The 14,498-nt window shown below is 60.3% G+C and carries 12 protein-coding genes and 1 riboswitch; of the genes, 10 read left to right on the top strand and 2 right to left on the bottom strand.

The annotated features are described in order from the left end of the window. The first annotated feature begins 22 nt into the window (after nucleotides 1-22). The 3 genes from QM649_RS00535 (at nucleotide 23) to QM649_RS00525 (ending at nucleotide 5,716) form a co-directional block, all read left to right on the top strand. Entirely contained in the window at nucleotides 23-1,744 is a 1,722-nt protein-coding gene (locus QM649_RS00535; protein ID WP_415197039.1) for an alpha/beta hydrolase-fold protein, read from the top strand. Between the two features lie 104 nt (nucleotides 1,745-1,848). Beyond that, nucleotides 1,849-2,045, top strand: a riboswitch (cobalamin riboswitch). A gap of 103 nt (nucleotides 2,046-2,148) precedes the next feature. Then, entirely contained in the window at nucleotides 2,149-4,590 is a 2,442-nt protein-coding gene (locus QM649_RS00530; RefSeq protein WP_415197038.1) for a ribonucleoside-diphosphate reductase subunit alpha, read from the top strand. Nucleotides 4,591-4,666: 76 nt separating this feature from the next. Continuing rightward, entirely contained in the window at nucleotides 4,667-5,716 is a 1,050-nt protein-coding gene (locus QM649_RS00525) for a ribonucleotide-diphosphate reductase subunit beta (protein ID WP_415197037.1), read from the top strand. A gap of 141 nt (nucleotides 5,717-5,857) precedes the next feature. Here the strand turns inward: QM649_RS00525 and QM649_RS00520 are convergent, their stop codons facing one another. Then, nucleotides 5,858-7,015 carry a mechanosensitive ion channel family protein gene (locus QM649_RS00520; protein WP_415197036.1) on the bottom strand — a complete coding sequence of 386 codons (1,158 nt, stop codon included), beginning with the start codon at nucleotides 7,013-7,015 and terminating at the stop codon, nucleotides 5,858-5,860. A 206-nt stretch (nucleotides 7,016-7,221) separates the two neighbouring features. Between QM649_RS00520 and QM649_RS00515 the strand changes: the two genes are divergently transcribed. The 3 genes from QM649_RS00515 (at nucleotide 7,222) to QM649_RS00505 (ending at nucleotide 10,869) form a co-directional block, all read left to right on the top strand. Then, nucleotides 7,222-8,019, top strand: coding sequence for an ABC transporter ATP-binding protein (locus QM649_RS00515; protein WP_415197035.1), 798 nt, complete (start codon nucleotides 7,222-7,224; stop codon nucleotides 8,017-8,019). Then, nucleotides 8,007-9,698: a hypothetical protein gene (locus tag QM649_RS00510; protein ID WP_415197034.1), complete on the top strand. Its 1,692-nt coding sequence runs from the start codon at nucleotides 8,007-8,009 to the stop codon at nucleotides 9,696-9,698. Before QM649_RS00515 ends, QM649_RS00510 begins: the two co-directional genes overlap by 13 nt. A gap of 295 nt (nucleotides 9,699-9,993) precedes the next feature. Continuing rightward, the gene (locus QM649_RS00505) at nucleotides 9,994-10,869 is read left to right on the top strand and encodes a hypothetical protein (protein WP_415197033.1); all 876 of its coding nucleotides are present in this window, start codon (nucleotides 9,994-9,996) and stop codon (nucleotides 10,867-10,869) included. A gap of 131 nt (nucleotides 10,870-11,000) precedes the next feature. On the opposite strand, the gene QM649_RS00500 is transcribed toward QM649_RS00505, so the two are convergent. Further along, a complete protein-coding gene (locus tag QM649_RS00500; RefSeq protein WP_415197032.1) occupies nucleotides 11,001-11,354 on the bottom strand; it encodes a VOC family protein in 354 nt (117 codons plus the stop codon). Between the two features lie 207 nt (nucleotides 11,355-11,561). Between QM649_RS00500 and QM649_RS00495 the strand changes: the two genes are divergently transcribed. From QM649_RS00495 to QM649_RS00480, 4 genes are all read left to right on the top strand, one after another. Beyond that, nucleotides 11,562-12,434 (top strand): dienelactone hydrolase family protein, encoded by an 873-nt coding sequence (locus QM649_RS00495; RefSeq protein ID WP_415197031.1) that lies wholly within the window; start codon nucleotides 11,562-11,564, stop codon nucleotides 12,432-12,434. A gap of 300 nt (nucleotides 12,435-12,734) precedes the next feature. Beyond that, nucleotides 12,735-13,379 (top strand): hypothetical protein, encoded by a 645-nt coding sequence (locus QM649_RS00490; protein ID WP_415197030.1) that lies wholly within the window; start codon nucleotides 12,735-12,737, stop codon nucleotides 13,377-13,379. A gap of 163 nt (nucleotides 13,380-13,542) precedes the next feature. Then, complete coding sequence (locus tag QM649_RS00485) at nucleotides 13,543-14,052, top strand: hypothetical protein (protein ID WP_415197029.1); 510 nt, start codon at nucleotides 13,543-13,545, stop codon at nucleotides 14,050-14,052. 21 nt (nucleotides 14,053-14,073) lie between these two features. Continuing rightward, nucleotides 14,074-14,457: a VOC family protein gene (locus QM649_RS00480; protein ID WP_415197028.1), complete on the top strand. Its 384-nt coding sequence runs from the start codon at nucleotides 14,074-14,076 to the stop codon at nucleotides 14,455-14,457. Nucleotides 14,458-14,498 lie beyond the last annotated feature (41 nt).

Below are 14,498 nucleotides of genomic sequence, written 5' to 3'. Positions count from 1 at the left end.
CCCCTTCGGGTACAGGAGAGATATGCGGCGTCTGGTCGTTGCGGCATTTGCTGCTTTCACGTGTGTCTGCGCGCACGCGCAGAGGATTGAAGTCTCGATTCCGGCTTCGAGTGGCGTTGCGAAGCCTTTGAACGGCCACCTGATCCTGGTGTTTTCGAAAAACAAGGAATCGGAGCCGCGCTTTCAGCTGGAGGAGAACTATCTTTCCTCGCAGGGATTCGGCGTGGACGTGGTGAATCAGGATCCGGCCAAGCCGATCGTGGTGGATGCGGCGACGATCGGCTATCCGCGCAAATCGCTCAGTGATCTGGATGCGGGTGACTACACGGTGCAAGCCGTCTTCAACGTGTATGAGGAGTTCCACCTCGCCAGCGGCAAGACGGTATGGCTGCCGCCGGACAAGGGCGAGGGCCAACACTGGGACGAGAAGCCGGGCAATCCCTATGACGCGCCAGTGAAGGTGCACTTCGACCCGAAGACGAAGACGGTACTGAAGCTTTCGCTCGACAAGGTGATCCCGCCGATTGCAGGCACAGATCAGGATCCGGCGGTGATGGCGGCGAAGGATCCCGGCGCGAAGTGGCTGAAGTACGAGCGATTCCGCAGCGAAAAGCTGAGCAAATTCTGGGGACGCGATGTGTACGTGGGCGCGTGGGTACTGTTGCCGGACGGCTTCGACGAGCATCCGGACGCGCACTATCCGCTGGTTGTCTACCAGGACCATTACCATGCGGGCTTCGGCCCGCTGCCATGGATTACGAAGCTGCCCGACGGGAAGGACAAGGGAGCTGCGCGCCGCGCCGCGGCCGGCTATCGCTTCTTCCAGGACTGGACCTCCGGCCGGTTGCCGCGCGTGATCATGATCTATGTGCAGAACGCGAATCCGTACTATGACGACTCGTACGTGGTGGATTCCGCGAACCTCGGGCCATACGGATCGGCGATCAACGAAGAGCTGATTCCGTTCATCGAGAAGAAGTATCGCGGTCTGGGGCAGGGCTGGGCGCGCGCGACCTTCGGCGGGTCGACCGGCGGCTGGGAGGCTTTGGCGACGCAGGTCTTCTATCCGGATTTGTATAACGGAACCTGGGCGGCCTGCCCCGATCCGGTGGATTTCCACGGCTACCAGAACATCGATCTCTATAACGATGCGAATGCCTTTCTCCGCAAGGGCGACTTCGGCGAGATTCCAATCGCGGCCGATCGCAAGCCGGATGGCTCGATCATCGCGAATGCCGAAGGCGAATTCCGCTTCGAGTATGTACTGGGCACGCATGGGCGTTCGACCGAGCAGTGGAATATCTGGCAGGCGGTCTTCTCGCCAGCCGGGCCGGATGGCTATCCGGCGCAGGTGATCGATCCGCTGACCGGAAAGATCGACAAGCAGGTAGTCGAGTATTGGCACGAGCACTACGACCTGAACGCCTATTTGCAGAAAAACTGGGCGACGCTGGGACCGAAGCTCGAGGGCAAGCTGCACCTGGCGGTGGGCGATGGCGACACCTATTTTCTGAACAACGCTGTGCATGATCTGCAGAAATCGCTGGCTGCGAGCCGGAATCCGCATTCAGATGCCGAATTCCAGTACGGCCCGGGCGAGCCGCACTGCTATACCGGAGGTCCGGCCGAGTATTCGATGCAGGAAAACAACGCCGACTGGCCGCAGCGGGTGCTTCCGCTGATGGTCGATCACATGCTGAAGACGGCGCCCGAGGGGGTGGATGTGAAGAGCTGGCGTTATTAATCAGTAAACAAAAGGCGGTAACCGGTCACCCATTGTGGGGTTCTGCGAAGTTTTGCAGAATATCCACAATGGGTGGCCTTGTTTGCGCCGGTCGACTCAACTTATAGTGTGGTTATTCCGATGGTTCCTCCCAAGCGGAGGATGAAAAGGGAACCCGGTGAGAATCCGGGACTGCCCCGCAGCGGTTAGTAGGTACGAAAGCCACGAGGACACTGGGTCTCTTGTATCGGACCTCGGGAAGTCTGGCGAGTAGGCTTGAACCTGCGTAGTCCGAAGACCTGCCAACGGAAATATTCGCTCGCGCCTCCGAGGGTGAGGCGAGGCAATGGTGACTGGCGCTACTCCGCCTGGAGTGGCCGTTGCTGTTTCTTCGCGTGCTTTCCGGGGCCAAGGAGACTCTCCCGATGGCCGCAACTTCCGATCGCATTCCTGTACAGACGACTCTCTCCGACGTGACGCCGGGCTTCCCCGTGCCTGAAGAGACGGCAGTGATGCATGTGCGCAAGCGCAATGGATCGCTCGAGCCCGTCGACGTAAACAAGATTGTGCGTGCGGTGCAGCGCTGCGCCCATGGCCTGCAGCATGTGGATTCGATCCGCGTGGCCTCGAAGACGATCGGCGGCCTGTACGATGGCGCCACCACACAGGAACTGGACAAGATTTCGATCGACACGGCGGCTTCGCTGATCGCGGAAGAGCCGCAGTATTCGCGCCTGGCTGCGCGTCTGCTGCTGGCGACGATCATGAAGGAAGTTTCGGGCTTCAACCTGTATTCCTTCTCGCAGTCGATCAGCTACGGGCACCAGGAAGGCGTGGTCAGCAAGGCCGCATTCGACTTTGTGAACACGCATGCCCGCAAGCTGAACGACGCGATCGACGACGAGTTCTCCGATCGCTTCGAATACTTCGGCCTGCGCACCGTGTATGACCGTTACCTGCTCCGTGATCCGCTTTCGCGCCGGATCATCGAGACGCCGCAGCACTTCTTCCTCCGTGTGGCCTGCGGCCTTGCGCAGTCGCCGAACGAGGCGATCAACTTCTACAAGCTGATTGCGTCGCTCGACTATCTACCGTCTTCGCCGACGCTCTTCAACTCGGGCACCAAGCACGCGCAGATGTCGTCGTGCTACCTGCACGATTCGCCTCTGGACTCGCTGAACAGCATCTACGACACCTATAAGAATGTCGCGCTGCTGTCGAAGTTCTCGGGCGGCATCGGTCTCGCGTTCCATCGTGTGCGCTCAGAAGGTTCGCTGATCCGCGCGACCAACGGCCTCTCGAACGGCATTGTGCCGTGGCTGCGCACGCTGGATAGCTCGGTTGCCGCGGTGAACCAGGGTGGCAAGCGCAAAGGTGCCTGCTGCGTGTACCTCGAGCCGTGGCATGCGGATGTCGAGTCGTTCCTCGAACTGCGCGACAACACCGGCGACGTGGCGCGCCGTACGCACAATCTGAATCTCGCCAACTGGATTCCCGACCTCTTCATGGAGCGCGTGGAATCCGACGGCGTGTGGTCGCTCTTCGATCCGAAGGACGTGCCGCAGCTGCCCGACCTTTACGGCAACGAGTTCAAGGTTGCCTATGAGAAGGCCGAAGAGGCGCAGCTCTATCGCCGTCAGATCAAGGCTCGCGACCTGTATGCGCGCATGATGCGCACACTGGCTGAGACCGGCAATGGCTGGATGACCTTTAAGGATGCAACCAACCTGAAGTGCAACCAGACCGGCGAAGCGGGCAACGTGGTGCACCTCTCGAACCTGTGCACCGAAATCACCGAGGTGACTTCGAGCGACCAGACCGCGGTCTGCAACCTGGGCTCGATCAACCTTGGCCGGCACGTGACGTGGGATGCCGACGGACGCCCGAGCTTCGATTTCGAGAAGCTGGCGCGCACGGTTCACACCGCGGTACCAATGCTCGATCGCGTGATCGACATCAACTACTATCCGATTCCGGAAGCGTCCAGCTCGAACGCGAAGTGGCGTCCGGTGGGTCTCGGCCTGATGGGCCTGCAGGATGTCTTCTTCCAGATGCGGCTGGCCTTCGATTCGCCTGAAGCGCAGGCGCTCTCGGCGCGCATCCAGGAAGAGATCTACTATTCGGCCGTGGAAGCTTCGTGCGAACTCGCCGAAAAGTATGGTCCGCATGAGACCTATCCGCAGACGCGGCTGGCAAAGGGCAAGTTCCAGTTCGATCTGTGGGGTGTGCAGCCCGCGGATACGGCCCGCTGGGATGTACTGCGTGCTCGCGTAGCGAAGAGCGGCGTGCGCAACTCGCTGCTGATTGCGATTGCGCCGACGGCGACGATTGCGTCGATTGCCGGCTGCTATGAGTGCATCGAACCGCAAATTTCAAACCTCTTCAAGCGCGAGACTCTGTCGGGCGAGTTCCTCCAAGTGAATCGCTATCTGATCGACGACCTGAAGGCACGCGGGCTGTGGAACGAAGAGATGCGCGTTCGCCTGAAGCTGGCGGAAGGCTCGGTGCAGAGCATCGACGAGCTGCCCGAGGACGTCCGCACGCTGTACCGCACCGTGTGGGAGATTCCGATGCGCTCGCTGATCGATATGGCCGCGGCGCGCAACGCGTATCTCGACCAGTCGCAGTCGCTGAACCTCTTTGCCGAGTCGCCGAACATCGGTCGCCTCTCTTCGATGTACATGTACGCGTGGAAGAAGGGCCTGAAGACGACCTATTACCTCCGCTCGCGTCCGGCAACGAAGATTGCCAAGACGACGGTACCCGGAGCGGCAGCCCGCACTGCGGCGCCTGCACCGGCGGTGAGCACGAGCGCGGCGATTGCCTGCTCGCTTGAGAATCCCGAGTCGTGCGAGGCGTGCCAGTAGGCGCGCTTCCACCGACTGAAGGCCAGCGGTGACTGGCTCAACATGCAACATCACTGACAGAAGATAGGAGTTTTCTATGTCGGTACAGGAAGAAGCAGTACGCAGCTCATCGGTGGAGGCGCCCGAGCACATTCTCGATCCGGGCCTCTGCCTCACGCTGCGCCCGATGCGTTATCCGGTGTTCTATGACATGTTCCGCGACGGTATCAAGAACACGTGGACGGTCGAAGAGATCGATTTTCAGACGGACCTCGTGGACCTGCGGCAGCGGCTTTCGCCTGCCGAGGTACACCTGATCAAGCGCCTCGTCGCGTTCTTCGCGACTGGCGATAGCATCGTCTCGAACAACCTGGTGCTGAACCTCTACAAGCATGTGAACTCGCCCGAGGCGCGTTTGTACCTCTCGCGTCAGCTTTTCGAAGAAGCTGTACATGTGCAGTTTTATTTGACGTTGCTCGACAACTACATTCCCGATCCCGACGAGCGCGCGGGCGCCTTCGCCGCAGTCGAGAACATTCCTTCGATCGCCAAGAAGGCCGACTTCTGCATGAAGTGGATGGACTCGATCCAGAAGCTCGACCAGCTCGAGACGAAGGAGCAGCGCCGCCAATTTCTGCTGAACCTGATCTGCTTCGCGGCGTGCATCGAGGGCCTGTTCTTCTTCGCGGCGTTTGCCTATGTTTACTTTTTCCGCTCGCGCGGCCTGCTGCATGGCCTTGCCGGCGGCACGAACTGGGTCTTCCGTGACGAGAGCTGCCACCTCGAATTCGCGTACGAGGTCATCCACGTGGTCCGTGCGCAGGAGCCGGAGCTGTGGGATGCCGAGCTCGAAGGCCAGATCAAGGAAATGCTGCAGGAAGCGGTCGACGCCGAGGCACAGTTCGCCGAGGATCTGCTTTCGGGTGGCGTAGCCGGCCTTTCGCTGCGCGAGATGCGTCAGTATCTCGGCTACGTGGCCGACGCCCGTCTCTCACGCCTGGGTATCGATCCGGTCTTCAAGACGCAGAATCCCTTCGCGTTCATGGAACTGCAGGACGTGCAGGAGCTGACGAACTTCTTCGAGCGCCGCGTCTCGGCCTACCAGGTCGCGGTGGAAGGCGAAGTGGCCTTCGGCGAAGAGTTCTGAGCTTATTGCTCGGGTAATCGCGGCCTCGCCGCATTTGTACTGGTGAACGATTTGGGCAGAGCTCCCGCTGGTCGCCGCTTAAATCGTTTACTTGTTCAGTAAAAAGGGCACCGGAGGCTTCGGCCTCCGGTGCCTTTCTCTTTATGCCGCATTCTGGTCGGGCAGGCGCGGAGTTTCCGGCTGTTGCGCTGTGCTCTGCATCACGCGCAGCAGATCTTCGGGAGCCTTTACGCTGATGTCGCGCGGGGCACTGAAGCGTGCGGTGGGGAAGGCTGAAGGATAGTGCTCGCGCACCCAGTCCATCATCTCTTCACGCACCAGGCATTGCAGGTCGAAGGCCTGGCTGGAGTCGGGTGCGCCCATCAGGCAGCGGATCTCCATCGACCGATCGGTAAGGTTTGTCACCTGGCATGCTTTCACGCCGCGATCCCACTGCTTGGAGCCGTCGAGAACTCTCTCGAACTGCGCTCGCAATTCCTTCACTGGCACTTCGTAGTCGAGATAGAGATACGAATAGGTGAGGATGTTTGCGCTCTCGCGGGTCCAGTTGGCAAATGGGTTCTCGATGAACCAGCTGAGTGGAACGATGAGGCGACGGAGATCCCATATCTTGAGCACGACATAGGACGAGGTGATTTCTTCCACGCGCGCCCATTCGCCGGAGACGACGACCACATCATCGATGCGGATTGGTTCTGTAAGAGCAATCTGCAAGCCTGCCAGGAGGTTCGATACGGTGGTCTTTGCGGCGGAGGCTAACAGCAGAGAAGCCAGTCCGGCGGAGGCGAGAAGTCCGGAACCATAGTGCCAAAGTTTCGGGTCATCGAATGTCCAGAGCAGCGTGCCGGCTGTAAGGACGATGACGAAGCCAATGGCGATGCGGCGGAAGAGCTGGAACTGTGTGTGGATGCGCCGGGCGCGGATGTTGTTTGCAACCGTGACATCGTAGCGGCGCAACATGAAGTCCTGCAGCACGTATACGCATCCGGAGAAGAACCATCCGACAGCGAGCACCAGGATCATGTACGTTCCGTGGCGGATGGTATGCAGAATATCCTGCGGGACGCGGGGGATGAACTGCAGTGAGACGAGGAAGCAGGTAAGGAGGAAAATGGCGCGTGACGGGCCCCCGAGGTGCTTCTGCAGTCCCCAGCCGATGCGGGCGTTATTCTTGTTGGCGCTGTGCTTCAAAAAGCGTAAGAAAAGATATTGCCCAAGGTTGCCGAGGAACAGCGCAGCGCAAAACGCGAAGATGACGAAGAACCACCGGTGGTGGGCGAAGAGCGATGAATAGAACATGGCGCCTGCACTCCTGGTTACACAGAAATCAGCCGTGCCGAGACGTTCTCTACCCAGGTTGGACGCGAGGTGGGGCGATCAGATTGCCTCGGATCTGAAAATCACTCTGCGTCGCGGTATGAGCCTGCCTGTCACATCTCTGTATGCGATGGAAGAAACGGCGCTTTTCTGTTGGTGCTCCTATACTTTGCGACTATGCTGCGGGCATGGGCACTCCTGCGCTGGCAATCTACGGGCTCACACGACGTTTCGGCGATTTCACGGCTGTCGATGATTTGTCTTTCTCGGTGGCTCCCGGGCAGTTCTTCGGTTTCCTCGGCCCGAACGGCGCTGGAAAATCAACGACCATCAAGATGCTGACCGGGCTACTTGAGCCGACGGCGGGACGCATTGAGATCCTTGGACAGACCTTCACTGCCGGATCGATGGATCTCAAGCGGCAAATCGGCGTAGTGCCGGAAGGGATGGCGCTGCTGGGGCGGCTTACTGCGTCGGAGTACCTGCGCTTTGTGGGACGCATGTACGGGCTCGATCGCGAGACGACGGCGCGGCGTACGGAAGAGCTGCTCGAGTTCATGCATCTTGCCAATGAGCCGAAGAAGCTGGTCACCGATTTCTCGCACGGCATGCAGAAGAAGCTGGCACTGGCCGCCGCCGTGATGCACGGGCCGAAGGTGCTGTTTCTCGATGAGCCTTTCGAGGGTGTGGATGCGGTAGCTGCGGGCACCTTAAAGTCCATGTTGCAGGGCATGATTCAGCACGGTGCGACGATCTTCCTTACTTCGCATGTGCTCGAAATTGTGGAGCGGCTGTGCAGCCACGTGGCAATCATCGCGCAGGGGCGGTTGGTAGCGAACGGATCGCTCGACGAACTGCGTGCCGGTGTGGCTTCGCGGCTGCCGGGTGAGGCAGCCGAGCAGCGGTTGACGCTGGAAGAGATCTTCCTGAATGCGGTCGGCGCGGATGCGAGCGAATCTGCGGCGGAGTTGTCATGGTTGGCATAGGGGCTGGCATAGACGCTGGCGCTGGCGGCAAGACGTATGGCGCTTTCTCCGCGCTGGCACGGCAGCAGTATGCAGCCGTTGCCGCTGTGCGCATGCAGATGCTTCGCCACGGGCTGAAGACGAAGCGCGGGAACTTCGAGCTGGGCGCACGCATCTTTAGCATGGTTTTCTTTGGCGGCATTGCTGCGCTTATGGGTGTAGGGCTCGGCTTTGGCGCGTACTCCATCGCGAACAGCCACCACCTGGCGTTTCTGCCTGCGCTGTTCTGGCCTGTCTTTGTGGTGTGGCAATTCCTGCCGCTGATGCTGGCGTCTTTTCAGGAGCACACCGACTTCAGCGCGCTGCGGCGCTTTCCGCTGAGCTTCGGTTCTTGGGTGATGCTCACGCTGACCTATGGGCTGATCGATATCGCCACCATCATGGGTGTGATCTGCCTGTATGGCATATGGATAGGGCTGATTGTGGCGAAGCCCTCGGCGGTGCTCGGCATTACGCTTGCTCTGGCGTTGTATGCCGCATTCAACTTTCTCTTTTCGCGCATGATCTTTGCCTGGCTTGATCGCTGGCTGGCGCAGCGCAAGACGCGCGAAATCATGGGTGGAGTTTTTCTCTTTCTGATGCTGGCTCTACAGATGGTCAATCCGGCGATCCAGCACTTCAGCAAAGAAGGGCATGGACATGCAGTGAATCATGGTGCGATGCCTGCCTCGGTGACAGTGCTGGCGCATGTGCAGGCCTTTCTGCCTCCCGGGATGACGGCAATGGCTGCCGAGTCCGCGCTGCGCGGCAGTGTAGGACAGCTGACCCAGGCTGGCGGCGTAGCCCTCTATGCGGCTCTGGCAGGGCTCGTGCTGGGCGTGAGGCTCAAGGCAGAGTATCGCGGTGAAAGTCTCGGAGAGTCGGCCCGGCGCGAAGACCGTAAGGTCCAGGTGCGTAGTGGTTGGCTGAATGGCGCGGGGCCGATAGGCGCCATCGTTGAAAAAGAGCTTCGTTACCTAATGCGCAGCGGCGTGCTGCTCTATGGGCTGGCTGCACCGCCCATCCTGATGATGGTGATCGGCAGCGGGGGCCGTCATGGACAGGGCGGTATTCCTGGCATTGGCCATTTCGCGCTGCCGTTTGCCGCGGCATATAGCTTTCTCGGCCTGACCCGCCTGATCGCGAACAGCCTGGGTGGAGATGGCGGTGGAATTCAGTTGTATTTCCTGGCTCCGGTGAGCTTCCGTACAATTTTCGCGGCAAAGAACCTGGTACATACGGTGCTGTTCGCGGTCGAGCTGGCGCTGGTAACGGCCGTAGCCGTATTTCGCTTCGGTCCGCCTCCGTTGCAGATGATCGTGCTGACGGCATGCTGGCTGCTCTTTGCATTGCCGACGCAGCTTGCAGCGGGAAATCTCATGTCTTTGCTGATGGGATATCGCATGACGCTCACGCGCATGTCGCGTGAGCAGGGAGCGGCGGGCAATGGGCTGCTGAGCATGGCCATTCAACTGGGGATCATTGGCCTGGGAGCCGGCGTGTATTTCTTATTCGTGGTGCACGGGCAGGTCCTGCTGGCGGAACTGTCACTGCTCCTCCTGGGGGCTGGTGGCTTGTTTTTCTGGTTCCAGGTTGCAGAGAGAGTGGACGGCATTGCATTGAGGAAGAGGGAAGAGCTGATTAGCGACCTCGTGCGGTAATCTCATCCGCAAACCTCGTTTATTGGCCAGAAATCAGGCGCGCCGGGCATCCGGAATGGGCTTGAAGCTCCCCCGATAGTACGCCCGCCCCGGGTGACCAATGACTTGTCCCGAGTTACCAAATGAGGAGCACAATTTGTTGTCACCAGTGGAACAATAGGATCAGTTCGAAAGCGACGGGTGAATCCATGCCCGTCTAAACGGAGCGAACGCGATATACGGCAGGTCCGGTTTTCGGGTCTGACCCAGGCGTCCATCAGAGACTGCCGTTTCCGCTCCCCTTGGAGATTATCGAATGACGCACTCCGCTCGCCCCGTTTCCCGTCTGCCGTTGTTTGTCCTGGGCGCCAGCCTGCTGGCATCGCCCGCGCTGTTCGCGCAGAGCGCGCCAGTTGCCGCCCCCCCTCAGCAGCCCCAGCCTCAGGCTCAGTCTGCGGCTCCAGCCACGGCGGTCGCCGCAACCGCGGTCGCAACCGGTCAGACACTCGTAGTCCCGGCCGGAACCAAGATTCCTCTTACGCTCAAAGCGGCAATCAGCACATCGACGGCAAAGCCCGGCGATGCCGTCTACCTGACCAGCGACTTTCCTGTGATTGAAGGTGGCCGCGTGGTCATTCCTGCGGGCGTTTTTGTGCAGGGTTACATCGACGGCGTGGAGCGTGGCGGCAAGGTCAAGGGCCGCGCGCAGATCATGATGCACTTTGTGTCGATGGCCTTCCCGAACGGCGTGGTCATTGCGCTGCCGGGCGCTGTGGACAATGTGCCGGGTGCGAAAGATGTTCAGGTGAAGGACAAGGAAGGCCTCATCGAGAGCAAGGGCAATAAGGTGGATGACGCCAAGACTGTCGGCGGCGCGACCGTTGCCGGTGCAGGTATCGGTGGTCTTGCCGGCTGGGCGGGTGGTTCGCCGGGCCTGGGCGTCGGCATCGGCGCGGGCGCAGGTGCTGCGGCTGGAATCGCGGAGATGTTCATGAAGCATGGTTCGGACATCACGTTCCCGGCTGGCACGGACGTCACGATGGTGATGCAGCGTCCTCTCGAAGTACAGGAGCAGCAACTGCAGGGCATGACGTCGCTGACTGGCTATGAGCCGCCGGTGGCCTCACCGACGCCGGTCAATCCGCCGCAGAATCAGCTGCCCAAGCCGCAGCCTCAGTCGCAGTCCAACTGACAAGGGTGTTTTTTTGCCCGCAGCAGATGGCGCGGGCTTTGTATCGCTCACTGTCCTGGGCTCTTGGAAGAAAAGGTGAAGCCGAATACCGGCTTCACCTTTTGTGTTTTGCGGGAGAGCGCTCAGAGAGCTCATGCGTGCTGTGAGAGCGAGAGGACATTGCCATCCGGATCGCGGAACCACGCTACCTTATCGCCATTCGGAAAGGTAGCGATGCCGTGCTCGTCCTGCCCCATCCCCGGGTAGTGCTCGAAGGCGACACCTTTATCCGCGAGCTCCGCGACGCTGGTTGCGATGTCGGCGACCTCCCATCCGAGGATGGTGTGATTCGCCGGGGAGTGCGCCGGAACTTTGCTGATGCGGAGCATCGTCGGGCCATTGTGGAAGATGAGGGCGAAGCCGTCATCGCGTTGATAGCCGAGGCCGAGGGTATCGCGGTAGAACACGATGGCCTGATCGGGCAGGGCGGTAAGTAGAAAGGTCACAGGCTGGTCAAGTGGCATAGTCTCTCGCAAAGTTTGAATAGATGTCGGCGCGCTTATCGTACGCCAGCTTTGTCTTCGTGGAAGAGAAAGTTGTGTTGGGATGGTGCGCCGCCAGAACAGGCTCCAAAAGCCGATTGCCTTATCCGCACGGTCGCCGTTATCTTGCGAGACAGGATCTCGGAGGCTCGGATGGCAGGAGGTTTGAAGATGAGACGGCGGAGACTTGCGGCGCAATGTGCGCTCGCGGCGGTGGTAACGATGGGCGGTGTCGCAGCCCTGGGGCAGGACGCCATGATGGCGATGAGTGGTATGGCTGCGCCACCGCAGGATTGGGCGAAGGCGCGGCTGGAGCAGTCGCCTCGGCATCAGGAATGGGTCGATATCAAGTACGGGAACCGCACCCTGCACGCGTATGTGGTGTATCCGGAGGTAAGCAGGAAGGCTCCGGCGGTGCTGGTGATTCACGAGATCTTCGGGCTTACGGACTGGGCGCGCGAGGCTGCCGATGAGATCGCAGCGGCGGGATATGTCGCGATCGTGCCTGACCTGCTTTCCGGCGAGAAGCCTGACGGAAGCACTGCAACGAAGGACGGCTTTAGTGCTTTTCCGTCGCAACAGGATGCGATGAAGGCAGTCTCCGGGCTGAATCCGGACCAGGTAACGGCCGACCTGAACGCCGCGGCGGACTACGTCAAGAAGCTGCCTGCAGTGAACGGCACTCTGGCGGTTGCGGGCTTCTGCTGGGGAGGCGGTCAGAGCTTCCGCTTCGCAACTAACCGGCACGACCTGAGCGCAGCCTTTGTTTTCTATGGACCGGCGCCGGACAACCTGGGCGCAATCACCGCACCGGTCTACGGCTTCTATGCCGGGAACGATGCGCGCATCACGGCCACGGTTCCGGATACCAAGGCTGCGATGGAGAAGGCCGGCAAGAAATACGAGGCAGTCGTCTACGAGGGCGCGGGACACGGTTTCATGCGCGCGGGGGAAGATCCGACCAAGACCAGCGACAACGAAGCAAATGTGAAGGCGCGGACAGAGGCATGGGCGCGTTTTAAGACGCTGCTCAAGGGGCTGTAGGCGGCAGTTTTTCGCGGCATACTTTGAGGAACAATTTGTTGCTCAAAGTAAGGCCTACGAGCCACTGCTCCTTGCACAACACGGCACCTGGGGGATGCATCCACTTCTACGTTTGGTTTCACGTGGAAGTGGATGCGCTGTGCCTGAGGCCGCGGCGCATGTGAGGTTGCCATGCCGTGGGTGGTGAGATCTTCGGGAGTTTTTCTGGGAGTGATAACGCTGCTTGCGCTCGGAGGGGTCGGCTGCTCCCGGCAGAAGGCACAGGCGGAAAACAGCCCGGCTCCATCTACGCAGCCGGCAGTGAAGCCTCCCGTAAAACCGGCGCCGCCGACCCCTATCGATGTGAAGAAAAGCGAGCTGGGCCAGTCGACATGGGATCCGGCGTGGGATCGGTATGTGGAAGAGGCTCTTCCACCTGCGATGCTCTCCAACGCAGTCCCGCGCGATGTACGGCAGTTCTGTCCGCGCTTCTACCAGATGAGCGAGCTCGATAAGAAGGCCTTCTGGGCCTATTTCTTTCAGGCGGTCGCAGGAACGGAAGCGGGGCTCAATCCTGACACGCGCGTGCGGCATACCGAAGCCGCCGTTGCGGTAAAGGATGGGGTGACGGGCCGGGCGGTGCGCAGTGAGGGCCTGCTGCAACTCACATACGAGGACGCTGACCGGTATAGCTGCGACTTCGATTGGCCGCGAGACAAGACTCTTCCTCCGAACGACCCTGCGAAGACCATCCTTCAGCCGAAGAACAATCTCGAGTGCGGAGTAAAAATCCTAGCCCATCAGATCCTCGATCAGCATAAGGGACTCATCTCTCAGAGCAGCTATTGGTCGACGCTGCAGCCGGGGACCGTGCCATACCACACCTTCGTAAAGCAGATGGTGAATCCTCCGGCCGCATGCGAACTGCATGTGCATCGCGCCGAGGCAAGGCCGAGCAGCCGATAGTAAGTAGCCGATAAGATGATGCGGAAGTTTTTCGTCCAGAATGCGGTTTGTTGCGTCTAGAGTGAGTTGCGGCAGTGATTTCAATCGGGCAGGTAGCAGAGTGAAGAGGGTGTCAGGCGGCAGGCTCAGTAGGTGGTTCGGAACTTTGATGGTGATTGGCTGTGTGGCAGCATTGCCGGCCGGAGCGCAGCATCACCCCCGCTATCCGAATGCCCCGGTCAATGATCCGCAGCTCCTGCTGCCGACGGACCAGGCGCCATCCTGTTTCAATCCGCGGCCAAGCGGCGGTGGATACGACCAGTTCGAGACCTTTGACGTCTATGCGCAACCGGCGAGCAAGGGCTATCTGTGCATCGTGGTGCCGGAGGGGCGGACCTTCGTGGTCGATACGCTCTTTGCCGAGGCGGACTATGATTCGGAGACGCCTGCGCCGCCGGAATGGTATCTGGACACGACGGTTGGGCACTATGAGCAGCTGACCGGCTTCGCCGCGCTCCGGGCAGGAGGGTTGACCTCGCGTCCACACTACCTGTTGAGCCAGACGGTCCACATCCCGGTAACCGGCGGGACGACCGTGACTCTGATCATGCACAATTTCGTCCAGGGCCAGAATCAGCAGATCGTGGAGACGCCGGGCACGGCGAGCCTTTCTCTGATCGGCCACTGGGAATAGGGTGAGGGGAGCAGGGAAGAGATGGCGTTTTCGATCGATCGCATCGACCATTTGGTTTTGACGGTGGCAAATATCCCGGCGACCTGTGATTTTTACAGCGAAGCCCTGGGGATGGAAGTGGTTTCAGAGGGTGGACGTACGGCGTTGACCTTTGGCGAGCAGAAGATCAACCTGCACCAACGGGGTCACGAGTTCGAGCCGAAGGCGGCGCACCCCATGCCGGGCTCGGGCGATCTCTGCCTGATCACGGAGAGCCCCATCGCCGAGGTGGTCGAGTATCTGAGCGCGCTCCGGGTGCACATCGAGGTGGGTCCGGTGGAGCGGAATGGGGCGATGGGCAGGATGCAGTCGGTGTATGTCCGCGATCCTGACCGGAATCTGGTGGAAATCTCGAGCTACGAGTGATGGGCAGGGTTGGGAGCGAGACGGCTATTTTCGGTGGTTGT

Source organism: Silvibacterium sp. (assembly GCF_047605705.1).
Classification (GTDB): Bacteria; Acidobacteriota; Terriglobia; order Terriglobales; family Acidobacteriaceae; genus Silvibacterium.
Note: the sequence above shows the minus strand (reverse complement) of the source record. Positions and strands in the feature narration are given on the sequence as shown.